This window comes from Desulfatiglans sp. (genome assembly GCA_012513605.1).
In the GTDB taxonomy this organism is placed as follows: domain Bacteria; phylum Desulfobacterota; class DSM-4660; order Desulfatiglandales; family HGW-15; genus JAAZBV01.
Map to the genome: position 1 here is coordinate 26,664 of JAAZBV010000010.1, position 23,502 is coordinate 50,165.

Annotated in this window: 15 protein-coding genes; 8 read left to right on the top strand and 7 right to left on the bottom strand. The window is 42.0% G+C overall.

All coding sequences use genetic code 11. From position 1 onward, the window contains the following. Positions 1 to 7: 7 nt before the first annotated feature. The 3 genes from hrpA to aroF form a co-directional block, all read right to left on the bottom strand. Positions 8 to 3,889: an ATP-dependent RNA helicase HrpA gene (gene hrpA / locus GX654_01115; protein ID NLD35450.1), complete on the bottom strand. Its 3,882-nt coding sequence runs from the start codon at positions 3,887 to 3,889 to the stop codon at positions 8 to 10. 150 nt (positions 3,890 to 4,039) lie between these two features. Continuing rightward, positions 4,040 to 5,266, bottom strand: a complete 1,227-nt coding sequence (gene pepT / locus GX654_01120) for a peptidase T (protein NLD35451.1) — start codon at positions 5,264 to 5,266, stop codon at positions 4,040 to 4,042. Positions 5,267 to 5,321: 55 nt separating this feature from the next. Next, on the bottom strand, positions 5,322 to 6,326 hold the full coding sequence (gene aroF, locus GX654_01125; protein ID NLD35452.1) for a 3-deoxy-7-phosphoheptulonate synthase: 1,005 nt from the start codon (positions 6,324 to 6,326) through the stop codon (positions 5,322 to 5,324). 353 nt (positions 6,327 to 6,679) lie between these two features. On the opposite strand from aroF, the gene GX654_01130 reads away from it, so the two are divergent. Further along, on the top strand, positions 6,680 to 9,568 hold the full coding sequence (locus GX654_01130) for a UPF0182 family protein (protein ID NLD35453.1): 2,889 nt from the start codon (positions 6,680 to 6,682) through the stop codon (positions 9,566 to 9,568). Between the two features lie 70 nt (positions 9,569 to 9,638). On the opposite strand, the gene GX654_01135 is transcribed toward GX654_01130, so the two are convergent. After that, positions 9,639 to 9,992 (bottom strand): cytoplasmic protein, encoded by a 354-nt coding sequence (locus GX654_01135; protein ID NLD35454.1) that lies wholly within the window; start codon positions 9,990 to 9,992, stop codon positions 9,639 to 9,641. A gap of 181 nt (positions 9,993 to 10,173) precedes the next feature. Here GX654_01135 and metG point away from each other — a divergent pair, with 181 nt between their 5' ends. Both metG and GX654_01145 read left to right on the top strand, forming a co-directional pair. Continuing rightward, positions 10,174 to 12,297 carry a methionine--tRNA ligase gene (gene metG / locus GX654_01140; protein ID NLD35455.1) on the top strand — a complete coding sequence of 708 codons (2,124 nt, stop codon included), beginning with the start codon at positions 10,174 to 10,176 and terminating at the stop codon, positions 12,295 to 12,297. After that, positions 12,269 to 13,036 (top strand): RNA methyltransferase, encoded by a 768-nt coding sequence (locus GX654_01145; GenBank protein NLD35456.1) that lies wholly within the window; start codon positions 12,269 to 12,271, stop codon positions 13,034 to 13,036. The genes metG and GX654_01145 overlap by 29 nt, the downstream gene beginning before the upstream one ends. Positions 13,037 to 13,064: 28 nt before the next feature. Here GX654_01145 and GX654_01150 read toward each other — a convergent pair whose 3' ends face one another. Further along, positions 13,065 to 14,489 (bottom strand): hypothetical protein, encoded by a 1,425-nt coding sequence (locus GX654_01150; GenBank protein ID NLD35457.1) that lies wholly within the window; start codon positions 14,487 to 14,489, stop codon positions 13,065 to 13,067. A gap of 339 nt (positions 14,490 to 14,828) precedes the next feature. Further along, on the bottom strand, positions 14,829 to 15,125 hold the full coding sequence (locus GX654_01155; GenBank protein NLD35458.1) for a helix-hairpin-helix domain-containing protein: 297 nt from the start codon (positions 15,123 to 15,125) through the stop codon (positions 14,829 to 14,831). A gap of 422 nt (positions 15,126 to 15,547) precedes the next feature. Here GX654_01155 and GX654_01160 point away from each other — a divergent pair, with 422 nt between their 5' ends. Then, a complete protein-coding gene (locus tag GX654_01160) occupies positions 15,548 to 16,084 on the top strand; it encodes a cyclic nucleotide-binding domain-containing protein (GenBank protein NLD35459.1) in 537 nt (178 codons plus the stop codon). Between the two features lie 839 nt (positions 16,085 to 16,923). On the opposite strand, the gene GX654_01165 is transcribed toward GX654_01160, so the two are convergent. Next, the gene (locus tag GX654_01165; GenBank protein ID NLD35460.1) at positions 16,924 to 17,106 is read right to left on the bottom strand and encodes a hypothetical protein; all 183 of its coding nucleotides are present in this window, start codon (positions 17,104 to 17,106) and stop codon (positions 16,924 to 16,926) included. A 144-nt stretch (positions 17,107 to 17,250) separates the two neighbouring features. Here GX654_01165 and GX654_01170 point away from each other — a divergent pair, with 144 nt between their 5' ends. The 4 genes from GX654_01170 to GX654_01185 all read left to right on the top strand — a co-directional run bounded on the left by GX654_01170 (position 17,251) and on the right by GX654_01185 (position 23,491). Further along, a complete protein-coding gene (locus tag GX654_01170; protein ID NLD35461.1) occupies positions 17,251 to 17,709 on the top strand; it encodes a phosphate-starvation-inducible PsiE family protein in 459 nt (152 codons plus the stop codon). Positions 17,710 to 17,794: 85 nt separating this feature from the next. Further along, the gene (locus GX654_01175; GenBank protein ID NLD35462.1) at positions 17,795 to 18,148 is read left to right on the top strand and encodes a hypothetical protein; all 354 of its coding nucleotides are present in this window, start codon (positions 17,795 to 17,797) and stop codon (positions 18,146 to 18,148) included. Positions 18,149 to 18,377: 229 nt separating this feature from the next. After that, positions 18,378 to 19,055 (top strand): septal ring lytic transglycosylase RlpA family protein, encoded by a 678-nt coding sequence (locus GX654_01180; protein ID NLD35463.1) that lies wholly within the window; start codon positions 18,378 to 18,380, stop codon positions 19,053 to 19,055. Between the two features lie 263 nt (positions 19,056 to 19,318). Next, a complete protein-coding gene (locus GX654_01185) occupies positions 19,319 to 23,491 on the top strand; it encodes a pyruvate, phosphate dikinase (GenBank protein ID NLD35464.1) in 4,173 nt (1,390 codons plus the stop codon). Positions 23,492 to 23,502: the final 11 nt, after the last annotated feature.

Below are 23,502 nucleotides of genomic sequence, written 5' to 3' on the forward strand. Positions count from 1 at the left end.
TACACTTTCACACAATCGATTTAAGCATTTCTATATGGCTATTGAGCCGCTTTGCAGATACAGGGAAGGCAGTGCCAAGCTCCGGGGCAAAGACAGAGACCCTGTATTCCTCTATCATCCATCGTAACTGTTCCACACCCTCTTTTTTGTCGACTGATGCATATGGAGAGATTGACTCAGAGATCTGTTTCAGGATATTCTCATACTCATCAAAAGGTTTTGCCTTGAGAGCGTCCTTATCAGGGTTATTGAGACCCCTCGCAAGCCTAACCTCCATTGCCTTGAGGTACCTCGGTATCTCACTCATTAAGCCCGGAGAATAAACATCAGCGAAATTAAGGGGTACAAGGCATTCCGCCTGTTGCCTGATTTGAGCGCAGAGTATAATGCCAGCCTGGATGGTCCTTTTTGACCCCATCATTTCATCGATAAAACCCCTTGTACTGCTGTAAGCAATGATGACAGCTATCGCCTGATCCCTCAGATTTCTATATTCATCAAGCATCAGGGCTGGCAGTTCATTTGCGTATTTATCAAACTCCTCTCTGCTGCGTATATTTTTTCTGAACAATCTTTTTATAACAACTTCATGCATCACATTGGATAAAACCGCTTCACCCCCAAAATATACTGCTGCCTTTGATGCCTCTTTAGTAAAAGGCCAGTCACGTTTAAGAAATCTGATATCCTTTGCAAGTCTTGTTTTAAGTAGCTCCTGAACGCCCTCGCAATGCACCATTAATGCAAATACCTTATCCTGATACAACTTCATATTTACCTTTTCACTGTCCGGTTCAAGTGCAGGGTAGAGAATAACCGGGGTACAAGTCTCAATAGATTCAGGAATCGTATCAAATTCCCATTCTTTTATCCCTTTTCTCTCCCATCTCTCTTTAAGGTCAGTGAATTGATTTGTGTCAGCATGCAGTGATGAACGATCCTTTAATATCTCATGAATATTTCTCCCTGTTTTGAGTTCCTTACCCCTGTTATCAGTTATGGCAATCCTTGTACGCAAATATTCCGGTATTTCTACCTCTTCCCAGACTGATGCAGGTATGCTCACCTTAAACCTGTTATAGATAAACTTTGAAAGGGTATTTATCAGGGACTCTTCACCTGTTTTCATCTCATTCATGATTATATCGACTGTGTTTGATACAGGTACAAAAAGTTTTCTATAACGTTTAGGAAGCCCCTTTATCAGGGCAGTAATTTTTTCTTCCAAAAAACCATCCACACCCCACTCAAGGTGTTCAGGTGAAAGGCTAGATACTATATGAGAAGGAACCTTTATGGTGACTCCATCATCTTCCTTGCCGGGTGAAAAGCTGTATGACAACCTGAGCACTGTATTACCGATCTTCAGTTCATCAGGAAAAAGTTGAAGATCAGCTGTTTCAGGCATAGCCAGAAGAATATCCTCTTCTGTCATCTTGAGAAAATCATCAGAGCCCTTTTCCCTGATCATTCGGGCGAGGCTTCTTGAATCACATATACTATCCAGTCTTTCAGAATAAAAGGCAGCAAGGGCATCCTCATCTGCCAGCAGGTCCCTTCTCCTGAGCTTGTTTTCCATGTTCTCCAGTTTTTTGAGGAGGTTCATGTTATGTTCAAGAAATGAGAATCTCTGGGTAATATCATTTTCTATCAGGGCTGATCGTACAAATATCTCATGTGACTCCTCTGGATTAATCCTGCCATAGGATACTGACCTCCCTGTTACAACAGGCAAACCATACAGTGATACACTCTCAAGGGCCCTTACCTCTCCCCTCTTCTTTTCCCAGTGCGGGTCTGAATATGAATATGTACAAAGATTACCTCCAATGGCTTCAAGCCATGCAGGGTTTATTTTTGCGACATTCCTCGCAAAGAGCCTTGATGTCTTTACCATCTCGCTTGCAACTATCCACTGGGGGTTTTTATTAAAGAGGGCTGAACCTGGAAAGACCATGACCTCCCTGCCCCTTGTTGCCCTGTAAATATTTTTTTCTTTCAGTACAGCAATGTTGGATAAAAAGCCGCTGAGTATAGCCCGGTGAACCCCGGCATACATAGAGGACGAATCCATTTTTTCCGGCGCTTTAGCAACAGGAATCTTCTGGTCCCTTATAATGGTCATTATCTGGTCATATGTATATGCCCACTCCCTCATCCTTGGGAATGATAGAAAATAATCTTTACAGAACTTACGCATCCTGTTCTGTGTTTTGAGCTCATTCCACTCGCGGTGATACTGTTTCCAGATCTTAAGCATGGTAAAAAAATCAGAATCATTGTCCTTGTAAGGCGCATGCATCTGGTCAGCTAAAGCGGCCTTTTCAATGGGCCTCTCCCTCGGGTCCTGGATACTGAGTATGCCTGCAATAACAGCGGCATCTTCAACGCAGCCCTCTTTACACGCCTCGATCATCATCCTGCTGATCCTGGGGTCAAGCGGCATGGCTGCCATCAGGGCGCCTTTTTCAGTAAGTGCCATCCTCCCCTGTTTTCTTTCGATTGCGCCAAGTTCGTTAAGGAGATCAAAACCATCCTTTATGCTCTTATCTCCCGGAGGATCAATAAACGGGAACCCGGCAGGTTCTCCAAGCCTGAGATCAATCATGCGGAGTATAACCTCTGCAAGGTTGGCTCTCAGTATCTCCGGGGGTGTAAATTCCTCACGGTTTTCATAATCCTTTTCAGCATAGAGCCTTATGCATACACCGCTCTGTACACGGCCCGCACGCCCCTTTCGCTGATCAGCGCTGCTTTTAGAGATAGGGCTCACAGGCAGGCTGTTGGTCCTTGTCCTGGGCAGATACCTTGCTATCCTGGCGAGCCCTGTATCTATAACATATCTTATGCCGGGTATGGTGAGCGATGTTTCGGCTACATTGGTTGCAACAACTATCTTACCTGTCTTTACACTGTATATCCTTTGCTGCATGGTAGATGGAAGCCTTGTAAACAGAGGGAGGATTGCCGGGTTATCCCTGTAGTTTCTGCCTGATAATCTTTCGCAGGTCTCAAGAATATCCTGTTCTGTGGGCATAAATACCAGTATGTCGCCCCTCTCCCTCTTACCCTTCAACTGATCAATGGTCTGAAGGGCCAGATCAACATAGGTTATCTCCCCCTTTTCCTCCAGCTCAGGGTCAATGGGATTATAAATAACCTCAACAGGATAAAGCCTTCCGCTTACATGAATGACAGGCGCATCATTAAATGCCTTTGAAAACTTCTCAGTGTCAAGTGTGGCCGATGTAATTATCACCTTGAGTTCCGGCCTTTTCGGAATAAGTGTCCTGAGAATGCCAAGGATAAAATCTATGTTGAGGCTCCGTTCATGTGCTTCATCAATTATCAGGGTGTCATACTCATTTAAATATGCATCCCCCTGTGTCTCGGCAAGGAGTATCCCGTCAGTCATTACCTTAACATAGGCATCATGTGGCGTTTTATCAGTAAACCTTACCTTGTACCCTATTGATTTACCAAATGGTTCACCAAGCTCTTCTGCTATCCTCCTTGATATGGAGGATGCAGCTATGCGCCTTGGTTGAGTGCATCCTATCTTGCCTCTGATTCCTCTTCCAGCATCAAGGCACATCTTCGGGATCTGGGTGCTCTTACCTGATCCTGTCTCTCCGGAAATAATTACAACCTGATTATCCCTGATAGCAGCAATTATTTCATCCTTTTTTGCTGTGATAGGGAGTTCTTCAGGATAGGATACCTTTGGGATTAAAGCCTCCCTTTTCTCTCTTTCGCGGATGGATCTCTCTGCAATTGTAAGAAGATCAGCAAGGATATTGGCTGGAGACCTTTTTGCACCCCTGCCCTTTTCTCCTGGTTTTTGTAATTTTTTTAACCTGTATACAATAAATGCCCTGTCCCGAAGCATTGTCCGGGAAAGCATGGATCCTATTTTTTTAATTTCTTCGGGAATACTCATATTATTATCTTGCGCCAGGTTATCTTTATTTTTAAAAAATTATAACATGACGAATGGCATGGCAAGAAAATCCTTACAGTATGAAAAGAGAATAGTATTTTATTCTGTCCAGCCCTTCATGAGTTTTACAATGACCTCTGCGGCCTTTTCCATGTCTTCAAGGGCAATCCATTCAAGCCTGGAGTGTACATTGTTACCGCCTGTAAAGAGATTAGGAGTGGGAAGCCCCATAAAGCTAAGCCTTGCCCCGTCTGTACCTCCCCTGATACCCTTTCTTAAAGGGGTTAAGCCTGCCTCCCTAATGGCCTGTTCAGCCTTTTCTAAAACAATCGGGTGATTATCCAGCACCTGTTTCATATTTCGGTAGGATTCTTTTACAGAGACGGTGATTTCTACGCCCCTGTATTCATCCTTAACCTTATCAACAGTCTCGCTGATCAGCCTTTCCTTTTCATAGAGTGCCTCTTCTTCAAAATCACGGATAAGGAACTGTATCTGCGCCTCTTCAACACCGGCAGTGAGTTGGTTGGGATGTATATAGCCGTCCCTGTCATCACTGTTTTCAGGAGAGCCAGCCCTTTCGGGTAATGTCTCTATAATCCTTGCGGCTATCTTGATAGCGTTTATCATCTTCCCTTTTGCATAACCAGGGTGAACATTGATGCCCCTGATAGTGATGTCAACCGTATCAGCGCAAAAGGTCTCATCCTCAATCTCTCCCAGGTTTCCGCCATCCACAGTGTACCCGTAATCAGCCCCTATCTCTTTAATGGAAATTTTATCTGTCCCCCTGCCTATCTCTTCATCAGGGGTAAAAAGGACTCTGATATCAGGCCTTGGGAAATCAGGATTTTTTACCAGGAAATACAAAGCGCTCATGATCTCTGCTATGCCTGCTTTATCGTCGGCACCCAGTAGGGTGGTTCCATCTGTGGTGATAACTGTTTTATTATTCTTTTCCTTAAGAATGGGATTATCAGCAACTGTAAGCTTCAGACATTTGGAAACAGAAATATCACATCCATTATAATCATAGTGAACCACAGGATTCACCCCTTCGCCTGAGACATCCGGCGAGGTGTCCATATGGGCAACGAGGGCAATAACAGGCATACTTTTTTTCTGGTTGGTCTCAAGAAAAGCTGACACATATCCGTATTCGTTTACATTAACACCTGTAAGACCAATCTCATTCAGTTCAATAACAAGCTTATGAGCGAGATCAAACTGCATGTTTGTTGATGGAAAGCTCTTTGAATCATGATCAGAGCGTGTGTCAATCTTTACATATGATATAAATCTATCAAGCAGATCAGGAAACTTCATTTTTTTATATACCTTTTTTTATATCCTATCATGCAGAAAAGACCTGATTTTTTTATTACTTAAGGCTGTTATATATGGTTTTAACCTGCATGCAGAGCTGTTCAAACTGCTCAGGGTACAGGGACTGTGCGCCATCGCTCAATGCCTTTCCGGGCTCATGATGAACCTCAACAATAATACCGTGTGACTCAACCGCCACAGCAGCCCTGCTTAAGGGTATAACCTGATCCCTTTTTCCGGCTGCATGGCTGGGGTCTATTATAATAGGGAGATGACTTTCTGTTTTAACAACAGGGACAGCAGAAAGATCAAGTGTGTTCCTGCTGTGATTCACAAATGTCCTGACCCCTCTTTCACACAGTATAACCTGTGAGTTACCTTCAGCAAGTATATATTCAGCGGCCATAAGCCACTCCTCTATTGTAGCAGCCATACCCCTTTTTAAAAGAATGGGCCTCTTTGAGGCCCCTGCCCTTTTTAGCAGGCTGAAATTCTGCATGTTTCTTGTGCCTATCTGTACAAGGTCTGCGCTTTCCTCTACCTGATCAAAGGTTGTTATATCAACAACCTCTGTTGCAACAGGCAGCCCTGTCTCTTTTCTTACCTTTTCAAGTATCTTAAGACCCGCAACTCCAAGGCCCTGAAATGCATAGGGAGAGGTCCTAGGCTTAAAGGCCCCCCCTCTAAACATGTCAGCGCCAGCCGCCTTTACCTTTTGAGCAATAGTAATGGCCTGTTCCTCGCTTTCAACAGCGCATGGCCCTGCAATAATGGTCATATGCCCATTACCTACCTTCACACCCCCAACTGACACAACAGTATCTTCCGGTTTAAACTCCCTGCTTACCAGTTTATATGGTTTTGTAACAGGGATGGCATCCTGTACACTGGGCATTCCGAGAAATAGAGAGCCATCCACAGGCCCTTTGTTATAAAGGATGCCTATGGACATCCTTTCGCCTCCGGGTATGGGTCTCGGTATGTACCCCTGTCCCTTTATCGCGCCTATTACATCTTCTATCTCTTTCTCAGTTGCGTTTTTGCTCATCACAAGTAACATTTTATCTCTCCCTGTGTTAAAAAAAAGAAAAGGGCTGATGGTTTCCCACAGCCCCTGAAACAAAAAACCGCGGGAATTATTCTAAGTCCGCGGTCCTTATATTATTTACAGCCAACAAAAAATATATATCAAAGGACAGCAAACTCCTTCATTCGCCACCAGCGCCACCACCAGTATCTGTTATTGATATTTCTGCTTAACATCTTTTATCCTTTTTCATCTGCCTTTGAATGGTGCTGAATCTAAATCAGCGGGGCATTATTGTCAAGGCTTTTGTTGAGACAATATCTGCTTCCTTTTTAGAGAGAGACATGTTAACTTGCAGACTTATCGCACAATTAAAGGAGAATACTATGAACAGAACTCGGTTTTTAACAGGATCAGGACTCATACTTTTACTGATTATATGGTCCGTTGTCTCATTATATCCTGACTGGCTCTGGTTTGACACCCTTGGATTTTCATCTCTCTTCATGACAATGCTCGTGAGCAAATATGGATTTGGGGTGATAGTGTGGGTCTTACTGATTCTACTAATTACAGTGAACATCTTTATTGCCAGAAAACTGAATCCTGAATATTGCTCCGGCGCTTATCTGAAGGAAAAGGGGCCGGAGGCAATGCCATTCGGCCTCTCTGAAAAGGCGCTTAACTCCCTCACTCTTATATTTGTAGTTATTCTGAGCATCATTGTTGCATTCAAGAGCAGTAAACACTGGGACCTTATTCTGAGATATCTTTATCAGGCGCCATTTGGCACCACTGACCCTGTATTTAACAAAGATATAGGGTTTTATATTTTCACACTGCCGTTTCTGATCCTTATAAAAAACGGACTAATTTTTCTAATTGCTGTTTCCACGGTTATTACAGCCGGCTGGTACCTGAAAAACGGGGTGCTCCAGATAGAGGGGGATATGACCCCCATGGAAGGGGCGCCGCCATCCATGCCCAGTATTAAGATCACTGCAAATGCAAAAAAACACCTGATCTTTATATTCGGGATTATAGTATTGATCGTAGCATGGAGCTTTTATCTTAAGACCTATGAACTCCTTTTTTCCACCCAGGACCCTGCATTTGGCGCAGGTTATACTGATGTAGCTATAAGGGTATATACCTTCAGGATAATACAAATATTCTCCCTTATATATGGTGTTTTGCTCATATATAATTCATTCAGAACCAATATGAAGGTGATCTCTAAAGGCGGTATCCTGTGGATCGGGGCAATTATATTTCTTTCCTTCGTGATCCCCTCATCAGTACAGAAGCTTGTCGTTAAACCCAATGAGCTTGCAAAGGAATCTCCTTATATAGAACGGAATATAAAATTCACCCGTGAGGCCTATAATCTGAACAAAATAAAAGAGGTGGATTTTAATGTCAGCAATAATTTAACACTTAAAGACCTTGAAAAAAATGATGTCACCATACAGAACATTCGCGTATGGGATGAGAGGCCACTTCTTCAGACCTACAGACAGTTGCAGGCAATACGCCTTTACTATGATTTCAATAATGTGGATGTTGACAGGTATACGATAGACAACAAATACAGGCAGGTCATGATATCTGCAAGAGAGCTTGTTGTAAATCAGCTTCCTCCTGAGGCAAACACATGGGTAAACAGACACCTGAAATATACACATGGTTACGGTGTGGTCTCAAGCCCGGTTAATGAGGTATCAAAGGAGGGGCTCCCGAATCTATTTATCAAGGACATCCCGCCTGTTTCTGTGCCGGATATAAAGATAGAGAGGCCTGAAATATATTTTGGTGAAAAAACAGATGACTACATACTTGTAAAGACAAAGACCGAGGAGTTCGACTATGCAAAGGGGGATAGCAATGTATATACAATTTACCAGGGAAAAGGCGGGGTTGTAATAGGCTCATTTATCAGGAGGCTTCTTTATGCGATAGAATTTATGGACCCACAGATACTGTTTACAAATTACCTCACTGCTGAAAGCAGGATCATGTACAACAGGAATATCCGGAGCAGGCTCAATATCATCGCCCCCTTTCTTACCTATGACAATGACCCCTATATAACTGTTTCAGACGGGAAACTTTACTGGATAATAGATGCATATACCACATCTGACATGTATCCATATTCAAGCAGGTCATTGATGCCTGGAACCAGGAATGAGGTCAACTATATCAGAAACTCTGTGAAGGTAATTATTGATGCATATAATGGCATTGTTGATTTCTATTCCCTTGATGACTCAGACCCCGTGCTCAACACATACAAATCAATTTTTCCCGGTTTTTTCAAACCATTCAGCGAGATGTCTGAAGACTTGAAAAGGCATGTAAGATACCCAAAAGACCTGTTCAGTATTCAGGTCAACGCATACCTGAAATACCATATGGAGGATGTACAGGTCTTTTACAATCAGGAAGACCTTTGGCAGGTGCCTAATGAATTATACGGAGATGCCCGGATTGAAATGGAACCCTATTATATTATTATTAAGCTTCCTGATGAGGCGCATGAAGAATTTTTTCTATTGCTTCCCATGACACCTTCAAGAAAGGACAATATGATCGGATGGCTTGCTGCCAGGTGCGACCAGTCAGACTATGGTAATCTTATTGTTTATAAACTTCCAAAGGATAAACTTGTATACGGCCCCATGCAGATTGAGGCAAGGGTAAACCAGCAGACCGAGATATCAAGGGAGTTCAGCCTGTGGGATCAACGAGGTTCAAGGGTGGTAAGAGGCAATATGCTCGCGATACCTGTTGAGGATTCATTTATATACATTGAACCTGTCTATCTTGAGGCAAAACAGGAAGCACTTGATAAAACAGCCCAGGTTCAACAGCAGCCCAGAGGAATGTTCGTAAAGCCCCAGGCAGGCACACAGGGAAGGGCCATTTCTTCCAGTGGAAAACCAGCCATATCCTCTGCATCCCTTCCTGAACTCAAAAGAATAATTGCAGCATCAGGAAACAGGGTTATCATGCATGAAAAACTTGAAGGGGCATTAAGGGCAATACTGGGAAGCGACTTCGCTGCTGAAGAACCTTCTGCCCCTGAATCAATCCAACCACAGACAGAACAGGTTAAGGGTCTTGGCGAAATAGGTAAAAAGGCCCTGATCCACTACAGAAAGGCAAAGGAGTATCTGCGTGAAGATAACTGGGCCGGCTATGGCAGGGAGCTTAACGAACTTGAAAAGATATTGACTGCCCTGGAAGAAAAAGAGGCATCTGAGAAAGAATAAATGTGATTTACCTGAGGTTCTAAATAGACCAAAAGACCGGGGCAGGTATTAAACCTGCCCCGGTTTAATATTATCGGGGCAGTATCAGATTTGATTTCTCTCTCTGCTCTGCCCTTTCCATCTCCTGATGCATCTTTTTTAAGTGTTCAATCATCTGTGCCATTTCCATTTCCATTGCAGAAGGGAAACGATCTATAGCCTCTTCAAGTGTTGAGGCGTTAAGCCGCGCCTGCAGAGGCAGAGGTCCATCCTGTGACATTAGCTGGGTATGGCCGATAAATATTTTTGTGCGGGTTTCATCTAATATCCCATCCAGCTTCACAGGGGTAAGTATTCTTATTGAAGCGGTTTTGAGATCTGTTACATTTTCTTCCCTGTAAAGGTTGTTCTTATCAACCTTGAAATCGATCCGGTTATTTTCCATCTAGTGCTCCTGATATTTAAAGGGTTTATCTTTTATTTATCATATTTTTAAGGAGATCAGCTATAACCTATTTGAGTCATTTATGCAAACAGGGTTTTAAGGGATATATCATTGAAAATTTTTCGTATTAATGATACACATCCTCGCCTGATTAAAATTTAATATTTTGGGGTTATTTTTAATGAAGAAACTTATTACATCAGCGTTGCCTTATGTCAACAATGTACCTCATCTTGGGAATATCATAGGCTGCGTTTTATCTGCTGATGCATATGCAAGGTTTTGCAGGCTTATGGGCTATGAAACCCTCTATGTATGCGGGACAGATGAATACGGCACTGCCACAGAGACAAAGGCAAGGGAAGAGGGGTTGACTCCCCGTGAGATATGTGACAAATATCATGCGATTCATAAAGAGATATATGCGAATTTTAATATCTCCTTTGATATTTTTGGCAGGACATCAACTGATAAACAGACCGAGATAGCACAGGGAATTTTCAAAGACCTTGAGGCAGGAGGGCTCATTTTAGAAGAGACAACAAGCAGGGTCTTTTGTGAAAAGGATAATATATTTCTGGCTGACAGGTATGTTGAAGGGATATGCCCGGCCTGCGGAGAAGATGGGGCAAGAGGAGACCAGTGTGACGCCTGCGGTAAACTATTGGAACCGGAAAACCTGAAGAATCCCCGCTGCAAGATCTGCGGCTCCACACCTGTGTTAAAGGAGACATCACACCTGTATCTGAGGCTGGATGCTCTACAGGAGAGGCTTAAGGAATGGACAGAGGAGGCATCCAGAAAAGGCAACTGGACAAACAATGCGATACAGACCACCCTCTCATGGTTTGAGAAGGGTCTACAACCAAGACCGATTACAAGGGACCTCAAATGGGGCATACCAGTGCCAAAGCCCGGTTATGAGAATAAGGTTTTCTATGTATGGTTTGACGCACCTATAGGTTATATTTCTATTACCGCAAAGGCGCGGGATGACTGGAAGGAGTGGTGGCAGAACCCTCAGGATGTAACCCTTTATCAGTTCATGGCAAAGGACAACATACCCTTTCATACGGTGATATTCCCTGCATCACTTATCGGCACAGGTAAAAACTGGACACTGCTTCACCATATTAATGCCATAGAGTATCTCAATTATGAGAACACCAAGTTTTCAAAATCCAGAAACATCGGTGTATTTGGTAATGATGTAAAGGAAACAGGGATTCATATTGACCTGTGGCGTTTCTACCTTCTGGCAAACAGGCCTGAAAGGAATGACAGCCAGTTTACATGGGATGATTTCATAGAAAAGGTAAACTCTGAATTTACCGATAATATTGGCAATATGGTCAACCGCACCCTTGTTTACCTGAAGAAAAACTTTAATGGCGAGATCAGAGACCTTGATCTGCCTGAGTCACACAGAATCTTTATTGAAGAGTGTAAAAAGGAATTTGAGCAGGTTACCGAGGCATATGAGGCGGTCAGGCTTCGTGATGCGGTTAGAACTATACTTGCCATAGGCAACAGGGGAAACAAGTTCTTCCAGGATATGCAGCCCTGGGAGCAGATCAAAACAGAACCTGAGAAGGCCCATGCAACCGTCTCTGTATTAACCTATCTTGTTAAGAGCGTTGCAATTGCCCTTTGCCCGATCATGCCTGAAACCGCAAACGGCATCCTTGAAATAATGAACATAAAGCAATACTCATGGCAGGATATAGGTCAATTCAGTGGTTTGGATGGACATACAGTCAATCAGCCCTCTATAGTACATAAAAAACTTGATCCAAAGCTTGCTGAAAAATTCCGCAAACAGTTCAGCGGCAAACAGTCTGATTTTGGCCGTGTTGAGTTAAAGATCGGGAAAATTGAGGAGGTTAATAAACATCCCAATGCTGATCAGCTTTACTGGCTCTCAGTTGACCTCGGAGAAAAGACCCCGAGGAGCATAGTGGCAGGTCTTGTGAAGAGTTACTCTCCTGAAGAGCTCCAGGGGCGCAAGGTGATTGTGCTATCAAATCTAAAACCAGCGAAATTAAGGGATATAAAGTCAGAGGGGATGATACTAGTGTGCAAGCACAGAAACAGGATGGAACTTCTTGACGGCACCCCTTTTGAACCAGGTGATACAATTACTGTTGATGGAGAAGAGGTTGATCATACGGAAATAACCATGGAGGAATTCAATAATATTGATCTCCTTGTTAAGGATGGTTTTCTAATGTCAGGAGAACAGAAATGCCATGTTAAAGGCATTCCGGTTGTGACACATGAGCTCAAGAGCGGAAAAATATGCTGAGACCATAGATAAGGACAAATTTATCAGGCTTTCATCTGTAAGGCAGCATGAATATCTTGCCTTTCTTGCACATAAAACCATTGAGTCAGGCGACTTCAAGGATTTTTTAAAAAGGTATGATAAGATGCAGTCATGGGTTGAGCTTGATAAATATACACCGCCAGCCTATCTCACAGAGGAAGAGGCAATCCATGAATACCTCCTGTTTCACAGTGGTTTCAGCAGCAATCCTGGCATCCATAAAATTAAAACAGATATTTCCATACAGGCAGAGGCCATTTCATGGGAACCTAAGTTTGATGTAACCATTGTACTGGATCAGGTGAGGAGCCCCTATAATACAGGTTCTGTGCTCAGGCTCATTGATAATTTCGGATTCAGTAGACTTATTCATAATGCAGAATGGCTCAGGCTTGATCACCCGCAACTGTGCAGGGCAGCAAGGGGCGCTCAAAATTGGATACCTGTTGAACATAAACCTGACCTCCCTGAATGGATAGACAGCCTGGATATCCCTGTAACAGGAATAGAAAATTCTGATGATGCAATAGTTATTGATGAATGGCGACCTGAAACGCCCTGTGTTCTTATAATAGGAAATGAGGTTTACGGGATAGCAAAAAAGCTGCGTGATCTGTGTAAAACCATGGTAAAGATACCCATGTTCGGGTTCAAGCAGTCAATGAATCTCCACCATGCACTTGCTATTGCAGGGTATAAAATCACATCAAGAGAATGATATAAATATAACAGTTAAATCAGTTACTCTATTCAGAGATAATCTCCCATCTCTCCTCTGCCTTTATCAGTAGCATGGTTTTGCCAGATTTTACCGAGTAATTTGAGGAGCTGTATTCCTGCCTGAACTTTACTTTTACCCTGTTTTTTGCATCCGGCTCAGATACCCTGATATCTGTTATATTGATCCTGATCCATTTCTTATCTTTGTTTCTTTTTGATTTATCGTCAGCCCACTGCTTTTTATCAAGTCTCCCGGACCTGAATTCATCTGAATAAAATGAGATATAGGAGTCCATATCCCCATCCTCTCCAGCACTGGCCTCCCATGCACTCTTCCAGTCCATCAGAAATACCTGAACTTCATTTTTTATATCATTGAAATTATTTATATCACTCTTTTCGGCGATATCCATTTCAGCTGATGCAACCCTTTCAGCTATTTTTGACTGGATATTCTCATCAGTAGGGGCCACAGGTTCTACCGGTTTTTTCTCATTCCTGGAATTTAAAATAATCGGCTGCCTTACCGCTGATACATTTACAGATTCTGGTGAACCTGTTTCCTCCTTATTCGCAAGGCCAGTATTATCAACATTGAGTTCCTCGACAACAACAGGACCCGCTGTTTTGCTGCCGGTTTTCCGGTAGTTATCATCATGGTAAACAGATATATAACCGAACACAATGGCCATGATAACAAGGAAATATATGAGATATATGGAAAAAACCTTTTTCAGCCATTTTGGTACAATACCAAACCTGATTATACCCAGCGTGAACCCCCTGTCGCCCCCCTTTCTCCTGAACAGCTCAACAATGGTCTTACCCATTTTCTTGGGGTTCCTGATTTTTTTTGAGAGCCATAACATATCCCTGTTTGTAACCCTTTCAGTGAGCCTTTCTGTTGTGAGGATTATGCTGCCCTTTTTATCAAGGGGATATTTCTTGATATATATTTCAGGGTTCTCATGTATACCAAGCCCCTTTATCAGGGCCTGAAGGGCGCGGGGATCATCATACCGCCTTTCTGCAAATGGGTCCTCTTCCCTCAGGGTATGGTCTCGTGTGAGCTGATTAAGCTCATTATCCTGAAATGCATATATCCTTGCATCTCCCAGGTGAGAAAAATACATGATCTTTTCCTGTAAATAAAGGATGCAGACAGAAACAGCCATCTTCTCTTTTATCCGCAGCCTCTCTTCATAGACTGCCCTGTTAGCCTCCTTTAGTGATAAAAAAATTGCATCACCGGGGGAGTTGTTCTCTTCAAGATATTTAAAAAAGATCTCCAGAATCGTCTCACGGGTGAGGTTCGCTGCTTTTTTACCTAGATAGTCCCTGCCCACACCATCAATTATGGCAAATAAATTATTATAAGAGATATAGTTATTATCTTTATTTATATAAAGGCTGTCAGAATATGTAACAAATGAATAATCAATGTCTTTCATTGATTTAACTTTCTTACATTGAACTTGTTGTTCATAATAATCACCGGAAATCGCGGTTTCAGCTTAAACACCATTACAACATAGAGCATTCAGACCAAAATGTACACCGTTCATTATTGTTTTTCTTCAAAGCTCCTAAAAAAATACCAAAATTTTTCATATGCGAATAGTTAAAAGGTTAGCAGAAAGTTAGCACTGATAGTTATCAGAAACTGTAACAGTGAGTCAAGTTTAAATGGCTGAAAAAATGGGTATTGAGCAGTGATAATGGGTGAGTCAGGGTAAGCGTTATACCCATCCCGAAGACATTAATGTTTCCGGGATAGGTAGTAACAAATATTATGACTTTGAATCTACATAGATATGATCTTTTATTGCCTCAAACTTTTTTTCACCGATACCTTTGACATTCATGATATCTTCTATCTTGGCAAACTTGCCGACACTTGTTCTGTATTCGATAATCTGTTCAGCAGTCTTTTCACCTATGCCTTTCAATTGGGAAAGCTCCTGTACGGTCGCCTTATTGATGTCAATTTTGACTGCAGCGTCTCCTGCCTGGACAGTGCCAGCAATGGCAAAAATAAATAGAAAAATCATTACAATAACCTTTTGAAAATTATAAATCTTCCTCATACATACCTCCTTTTTGTTGTAAGTTATTAATTTTACCATCATAATACCATTATTATGGTGGTAACTGGGTAATATGATACCCTGAAGTACACTTTTATTACAATTTTAATGCCAGAATTATTACAAGGTGAACTATTCAATGGTAAAATTTACATACAGGCTTTTATTTTCTGTTTTATCAATATGTTACAGTAACAGCAGGTAGAAAATAATTTATTAAAGAGCTTTTCCAACCGGGGAAAAGAGTTTTATTTTTAAGAATCCAACTGTTCTTTGCACATATTTATGTGCACCAATGCACAAAATTCAGTGCAATACAATGAAGGCCCAAAGTCTTTATTTCACGGACCAGAATACCTGAAAATATCCATGAAAAGATGCAGGAATGTTTTTTGCATAAACAACATTAAAAAGGAGACAGGATGGTTAAGGCAGGAAATATAATGGAAAATGAAGAGATCATTCAAAAAATCAGGGCAATAACACCTCTAAAGTTAATTCGTGATGATGACCTTAAAGGGTTATTAAGGTCCAGCAGGATGATCAAATATGACCCCAATGAAATCATTTTTTCAGAAGGGGAAAATAGCAGCTGGATGTACTTTCTGATCACCGGTGAGGCCGGCATCAAAAAGGAGGGAGAGATAATCGGCAGCTTAAGGAGATGTGGAGATCTTTTTGGTGAGATGAGCATAATAGACAATTCACCCAGGTCTGCCACTATTGTTGCGCTTTCAAACACCGTATGTCTTGCCATAGATACATCCTATGCGGAAAAATTAAAGGGTCATGAAAAAAATGCCTTTAACTCGATACTCTACAGGATATTTGCTGAGATACTTGCCGAGAGACTTAGAAAAATGGATGAAGAGATGCTGAGAGTAAAGAATGAAAACTACCGTCTCATAACCGAGATTGAGATGATGAAATCCGGATCAAATGCGGAGATGCTGCCCTGACATGTCACCAAATTGCACCAGATGTGAGCATTATTATATAACCTGGGATCAAAAATTCCCTTATGGTTGCAGGGCTATGGGTTTTAAAAGCAAAGAGATGCCCTCCATAGCGGTATTAAATAATTCAGGTATGGATTGCCTCCAATTCAAGGCAAAAAAAATAAAAAAAAATGTGGGCAGAGGGTATACAAGGGCGAGACTTATCTGACATCAGCTTTTACTTGATGATTTAAAAGTATTCCTGGTGGAATTAATAACAGCGGGCCTCTCCTGTGGGGTATTTCTCCTGACATATACTATTCTCCTTTAACTTATAACCGACCTAGCAGATTTTGAACTGGGTACACGTTAGCCTGGTATGATGAACACAGGGCCTCCCGATTCCCGCTCAGATGACTTCCATGCATGCATGAGGTCTCCGACCCAGTCAAGTCCTTACAGCCCTTACCATGACAGTCCATAAGGTGTTGCCTACTGTACAATTGAAGTACATCGGCACTTGAACTCAAACCTATTACGAGGCTCAATACTCAGCCTGCACTGTCCCTTGTCAACGCTTCAGCTATAATGTTCCCATTATTGCCACATGACTCAGGGCTGGTGTGGGTGGTTAGCCCTTCACCATAGTGTAATATTTAAACCTGTCATATCTTAACCTCCTTTAAAAAATTATTGGACAATGAACAATAATCAATAAACAGATATCAATAATCAATAAACATAAAACAGGTGAAACAAATTATTGGGAAAAGATGGGGCATTATTAAAAAGAATCGATCTTATGTCAACTGGTTCGCAGGGGTGCTTGGAACTTTAATAGTTTATTTGCCGGTAAATCGTCAAAGCCCAAATGCCTGTCGGTCATATGCCTTTGCTAAGGCTTCATTGGGCCAAGCAGCAGAGGCATCTAAGATATTAACACTCAAATAAAGGGTTAAAAGAGTCAAACATCCGAATATCTTATTTAGAGTTTTATTAATGCCCTTTGCCACTGCCTGAACAGCAGGTTTATGACTTGCCAAAACTATAACTCACGTGATATATTTTGCCCTCACTAAATAACACTAAATAACATGTGCCCTGTACGGCACACACCTTGTTTTACAGCAAAGAGCCCTGATGAGCCGCTGTCTAACTCTAAGAAACCCGGCAGAAAGGAATCAACCATGCTAGACTTACTAAAAAGGTTTGAACGGTTTCTAATTCAAATACTCATGATTATGATGGCTATTGTTTTATTGCTTGTAACGATAGATCTGGGCTGGACTATCTACAAAGATATATCACAGCCACCCTACCTGATCCTTTCAGTTGACCAACTGCTGGAACTATTCGGGCTCTTTATGCTTGTTATTATCGGGATTGAACTACTGGAAACAATCATGAAAACCTACCTGACTCAAGGCATACCGCATTACGAGGTTGTCTTGTCAGTGGCAATTATAGCCATTGCCCGAAAGGTTATCATACTCGACCTTAAAGATATAAATGGACTATATCTCATCGGGATAGCATCTATAATACTGGCCTTGACTGTTGGTTACTACTTCATGAAAAAAACAGAGAAGGGCATCACAGAGAATGCCAAAGGCATCCCGCAAATAAAAAACTCTGTATCAAAATAATTGTGGATGGTTATATGAACACGCGACAGGCTCAATGTGAAAAAAGTACTACAGTCTTCTTTAAAAACGTGGTGTACCGTGGGATATGATTCCCAAGTATTATGGTGACGTCATAACAAATCTGGGCACAGGTTCTCTTTTTGAATTAATTTTGGATCATAATGGTGCAGTGTCTAAAAATTTAGGATATTATATAAACTCAAATGAGCTAATAGAAACATACTATAACATCCTGTCAAATTCATTATTTTTTCTGAAAGACTATTTATTAAAGCACCAGATTTTAACAACCACACTGGCATGTAGAAATATTTTGTGTCAAAGGAACAAATCCGGAATTTGTAGGTTATTCATTGTCGATAATATAGGGAACACGGACTATATACCAATTTGTGATTATGTCAGATGTTTGGCAAAGAATAAAATACTTCAGAGGTGAGACGTTTTGAGGAGACATTATTAGATGTATACACACAAAACAAAGCATTGAATCGAATGATTACAGGTTTGAGAGGTTATACTTAACCAGTATCTGTCGAAAATGAGGCAAGTTCTGTATGGGCACTATAACTAATGGTTATCATATTTAACAATGAGAGGCAGAACATCAAATTTGACTGTGGGAATAAGATCGAACCCAATAATAAAATATTCAATCTGGAAATGATATGAGATCATTAAAAACATCAAGGCTATTATGTCTATTCCTCGTTCTGGGTTTTTCCAGTTTGCTTTTTTCATCATGCGGTTTAATTGCTACTTCTTATCTCATTGTGACAGCGCCATACAAGGTGACAAAATTCACTGTAAAAACAATATATGGCACAGGAAAGGTCATTTATAAAATCGGGGAATTCACCTTTAATGTGGTGAAGGCCCCTTTCAACTGGCCTTTTACCAATGAGGGGCTTGAGTCTATTGATGGCCTCTCTCCAAAAGAGGCAATAGCGCAGGGTCGTGTAAAAATGGCCCCCTATGTTGTTAATGGCAAAGAATATGTACCCATGTCCTTTAAAGAGGCAGGTGAATATAGGGAGGTGGGGATTGCATCCTGGTATGGCAAAGAGACCATGAAAAAGAAGGGGGGACACATGACCGCTAATGGTGAGGCATTTGAACCTGATGGTCTTAACGCCGCCCACAAGCACCTTCCCCTCCCTTTCTATGTGAGGGTTACAAATCTTGAAAACAAGAAGTCAATAATAGTAAGGGTAAATGATCGCGGCCCTTTTGTAGATAACAGGATAATCGACCTCAGCGCGGGGGCAGCAAAAAGATTGGGATTTTATAAAAAGGGAACGGCCAGGGTACTGGTTGAGGCTATTGAGGTAGAGGGAATCGAATAAGGATTTGGTCAAACAGGAAGTCCCTATCATTAATAATCTTAAGGAGGCTAAAAACCATTCTAAATAGATTCATTTAGCGAGAAATTTATATTGCCTTGCACCATGAATAATACGAAGAACCTGAATAGCAGAAACTTTTATCACATAAAAAACAAAATAATTGGTAAATTGATTTAATATTTCAACCGATATCTGTTATACTTTTGCCACTTTTGAAAATTATTTCCATTTACAATTAACAACCTCCAGACACGGAGAGATATATGCCGTCAAACGCCCTTGAGGCAAATATAAAGAGCAGCCGGGTTGATGTGATTATCCGGGAGGAATACCATATCCTTATGGAGGTTATGGAGAGATACACCGGGGTTACTGACAACCTCAGGGTGTTTATAACAGAGCTGTGCCATCCTTATAAAAACTGGAGATTCATAATAAAAGAGGCTAGGGGTTATTCCCTTGATTATTTTCACCTTTTAAAAGGGCATGAAAAGGGGCCGATAGCCGCAAGCCTTTTTGTTGATATCTTTCTTGACACCATTACAGAATCACAGGATACAACAGTTTATCAGGATGGGGCTGATAACCTCCTGGTATACATTCAGAAGATTATCAATGAGGCAAAAGAAAACCTGGCAGACTTTTTACCGGTAATTGAGCATGGTCTTACAGAGATATGCAGCCTTGATGATGACAAATTTCTCCTGTTTGTGAAAAGCTTTTACCAGATAAACCGGATCATCTCGCCCTTAGCTGAAATAACTGATGATGGTCTGTTAACCGCTGCTAATAATCTTCTTATAAGGTATCTCAAGAGATCATATGATTTCTGGGCAGGGCATAAGGACCCTCTGGAATGGTTTATAAATGAGGCAGGCATACCTGTTGAGGCAAAAAAAAATCTTGATGTGATTTTTGCCAGCGTATCACACGAGGATCTTAAAAAACTCAATGAAACACTGGAAAAGAATACCCACGAACTTAAGGATGATAAAAAGGGGCTTTTTAATGTACTGATAAACCTGCCCGGATACAGGCAGATTGCAGATCATTACAGGAAGATCCCAAGGCTGCTCTTTAAAAAGGGCGAAGAGACAGGGCACGGGCAATACTGGAAGCTCATCTTTCTATTCCATATCATGAATACTGACGGGCTTAATGTAATACATGAAGAGACTCTCAGGGAGGTAAACAGGACCTTAACCCTGCTTATAAACACTGAAAAGCCCAAACATCTTCGGCCTCTGATCCTTAAGACCTTTGGAATTCTGAAGGAGAGTGTAAACCTCTACCCCGGCACTGCGCTTAACTGTGTTGGAAATATGGGGAATGCAATTTACAGGACAGACGAAAGTGAACTGGTCGACTTTTTTCTTGAGAGCGTAATGGAGCTGGGCTTCCAGACACCTGATTTCAAAGGTGTTGGAAATGACTGGCAGGCAAAGGTCAACATGGCCCATATACTCAATATCAGGACATGGCTTGAGATCATTGAAATAAACCCTGCATGGTCAAAAAAACTGTTATCATCCCTGATAATATATCTCTCTATAGGAGGGGTATATATAAAGGATACTGACCTCTTCCCACGGGATATCACAAACCTGCTCAACAGTGATATTGCAGGTGTATACAACCTTATTAAACAGCTTACCAGGCTTTTCCCTGCCTATTTTAACGAGATAGGGGCAGAGGGACGGCTCAGGGATATCTCAACAAGGATAGACGAAATAACATTCAGGAAGGATGCACTAGTACACTTCCTGCGCAAGCAGAGCCATGTTGAAAGCAGCAACAGGATCATAGGCCTGATGGAGGCAATGCTCCATTTCTGGCTCACAAAAGAAAGAGGTGGCCTTGAGGAGTACCTGCCTCCTGACATATACATGCAGATAGAAGAGGAAGGCCCCTATTTTGATGGGGTTCACGAATTGATTAACGAGCTATTTCAAAAGAAAGGGCTCCATAGCACAAAGGATCTCCTTGATCTTGATATAAATGCTATAAAAGAGATAACCGGTGTTAAGCCTGTTGATAAAGAGCGGCTTGAGCTTTCTGTTATCCTCTACAGGCTCCTTGTGCAGAAATATTCCATTGATTCACTTGAACTGGAAAGCTATGTGAACCAGCTGACAGCAGGCTCATTCCCTGAAATAAACCTCCTCCAGGAGGCGTTAAAACAGGAAGAGACCTATACAAAGATAAATAATCTCCTTGCTTATCTTGAAAGGTTAAAGGGGATAATACTTTCACAGGAGAGGTATGACATAAGAGAGGACATCTATCATAAACGCCACTTTACAGTGGATATACCATCCATGTACGGCAGTTATCATGAAAAAAAATTTGATGCCCTTGGCCTGACATTCAGGCTTGAATCCTTTGTTAACACCCTTTTTGATGACCTTGTGCAGAATACTGACCTTAGCCTGATCACCCGTGAAACCTTTTTCAGGATCAATGATTACCTGATACTTTTTTACAGAGCACTGAGGCTTGACGGGATCATATCATCAGAGATAGAAAAACAGCTTGATCTCCTCGGCCATTCGCTCAGGGTGAGGGGGTTCACATTTACCCAGTTTATCGATATATTCAGGGGATTTTCACAGGCAGTAAGCAACCTGGTAAATGATTACTTTAACTCCATTCATGAAGAGAACCTGACAAAAATAATAACAAGGCTTCCCGGAGAATCACTTCTGCCCAAGTATCACCCTGAGGGCGGGATATTTGACAGGGAGAGGCTTACCCACCGGGTCTCAGAGGTCTTTTTAAGGGAAAGGATAGCCTTTGCACTGGGTCTTCAGCAACTGGATCTGTTTTTAACCAGGATCATGAGCACACTCTTCAGGCAGGCGGATGAACTACCCAATGAAAAACTGCACCTGCTCCTCAATTATGACCCCCAGAAGGCTATCTCACCCATAGTATCCCCCAACCCCTCTGTCTCAGGGGTGATACACATGGGCAACAAGGGGTATAACCTTGTAAGCCTGCATGAGAATGGTTTCAGGGTGCCTCCCGGCTTTATTATAACAACCGAGGTCTACAGATACTGGGAGATAATAGAGGGGTATGAGCCCGCAGAGATAAATTTCAGGAAACAGGTGGAAAGAGAGCTAAAAGAGATTGAAAAACAGACAGGGAGACTATTCGGCAACCCTGAAAAACCCCTGCTCCTCTCTGTAAGAAGCGGAGCGCCTATATCACAGCCCGGTATGATGGACACATTCTTAAATGTCGGGATTAATGAAGAGATAGTGCATGGGATTATTGATATTACAGGGAATGCATGGTTTGCCTGGGACTGTTACAGGAGGTTTTTACAGTCATATGGTATGGCATTCGGCCTGAACAGGAATGACTTCGATGATATTATCGGAAGGGCAAAGGAGGAGCGCAATGTACTCCATAAAATAGAACTTTCCGGTGAAAAGATGAGAGAGACCTCATTCAAGTACAGAGATTTCATTATAGGACAAGGCATTAAGCTTGAAGAATCACCTGTCAGGCAGCTCTATATCATAATAGACAAGGTAATGAAGTCATGGAATACAGGCAAGGCAAAGGCATATCGTAAAATCATGAAGCTCTCTGATGACTGGGGAACAGCAGTGATCATCCAGCAAATGGTGTTTGGCAACAGGGCAAAAGATTCAGGCTCAGGTGTTCTCTTTACACATAACCCCAGGCTTTCAGGAGGTCTTGTGACCCTGTGGGGCGATTATACATTAGGCAACCAGGGAGAGGATGTTGTGTCAGGGCTTGTGAATACCCTTCCTCTATCAGAAAGACAGGCCGAGATTGAAAACAGGGATGTTGAGAGTTCATTACAGAATTCATTTCCTGAGATATACAACGCCATGAAGAATTATGTGAGCGCGCTTATATATGAGAAAAACTGGAGCCCCCAGGAGATGGAGTTTACATTTGAATCAGGAAAAGAAAAGGACCTCTATTTTCTCCAGACACGTGACATGGCAATAAGGCATGGCAAAAAGGTATTATCATTTGTCGGTAAGCCTGAGACAAACGCAAGGTTTATAGGGCACGGAATAGGGGTGAGCGGCGGGGCAATGAGCGGCAGGGTGGTATTTAATCTTGATGAAATCAGGGCATACAGGAAAACCGAGCCTGAAACACCACTGATACTGGTGAGGGGAGACACGGTCCCTGACGATATCCAGGAGATATTTGAGAGTGATGGGCTGCTTACTGCAAGAGGAGGGTCAACCTCCCATGCGGCAATAGTTGCGCACAGGCTGGAGAAGACCTGTGTGGTTGGAAGCCCCAATCTGGTCTGCATGGAGCGTGACAGCAGCTGCTCCATAGAACAGATTCACCTAAAAACAGGTGACTGGCTGAGCATTGATGGTAGAGAAGGTTCAATATATCTGGGTAAACTTCAAATAGAAGAAATGTCAAGGAGGTAAAAAATGGAACA

What these genes read in the sequence shown, in the direction of transcription:
- hrpA (NLD35450.1), bottom strand. Translation starts at nt 3,889, where the DNA reads ATGCTTCGGGACAGGGCATTTATTGTATACAGGTTAAAAAAATTACAA.
- pepT (NLD35451.1), bottom strand. Translation starts at nt 5,266, where the DNA reads ATGAAGTTTCCTGATCTGCTTGATAGATTTATATCATATGTAAAGATT.
- aroF (NLD35452.1), bottom strand. Translation starts at nt 6,326, where the DNA reads ATGTTACTTGTGATGAGCAAAAACGCAACTGAGAAAGAGATAGAAGAT.
- GX654_01130 (NLD35453.1), top strand. Translation starts at nt 6,680, where the DNA reads ATGAACAGAACTCGGTTTTTAACAGGATCAGGACTCATACTTTTACTG.
- GX654_01135 (NLD35454.1), bottom strand. Translation starts at nt 9,992, where the DNA reads ATGGAAAATAACCGGATCGATTTCAAGGTTGATAAGAACAACCTTTAC.
- metG (NLD35455.1), top strand. Translation starts at nt 10,174, where the DNA reads ATGAAGAAACTTATTACATCAGCGTTGCCTTATGTCAACAATGTACCT.
- GX654_01145 (NLD35456.1), top strand. Translation starts at nt 12,269, where the DNA reads ATGAGCTCAAGAGCGGAAAAATATGCTGAGACCATAGATAAGGACAAA.
- GX654_01150 (NLD35457.1), bottom strand. Translation starts at nt 14,489, where the DNA reads ATGAAAGACATTGATTATTCATTTGTTACATATTCTGACAGCCTTTAT.
- GX654_01155 (NLD35458.1), bottom strand. Translation starts at nt 15,125, where the DNA reads ATGAGGAAGATTTATAATTTTCAAAAGGTTATTGTAATGATTTTTCTA.
- GX654_01160 (NLD35459.1), top strand. Translation starts at nt 15,548, where the DNA reads ATGGTTAAGGCAGGAAATATAATGGAAAATGAAGAGATCATTCAAAAA.
- GX654_01170 (NLD35461.1), top strand. Translation starts at nt 17,251, where the DNA reads ATGCTAGACTTACTAAAAAGGTTTGAACGGTTTCTAATTCAAATACTC.
- GX654_01175 (NLD35462.1), top strand. Translation starts at nt 17,795, where the DNA reads ATGATTCCCAAGTATTATGGTGACGTCATAACAAATCTGGGCACAGGT.
- GX654_01180 (NLD35463.1), top strand. Translation starts at nt 18,378, where the DNA reads ATGAGATCATTAAAAACATCAAGGCTATTATGTCTATTCCTCGTTCTG.
- GX654_01185 (NLD35464.1), top strand. Translation starts at nt 19,319, where the DNA reads ATGCCGTCAAACGCCCTTGAGGCAAATATAAAGAGCAGCCGGGTTGAT.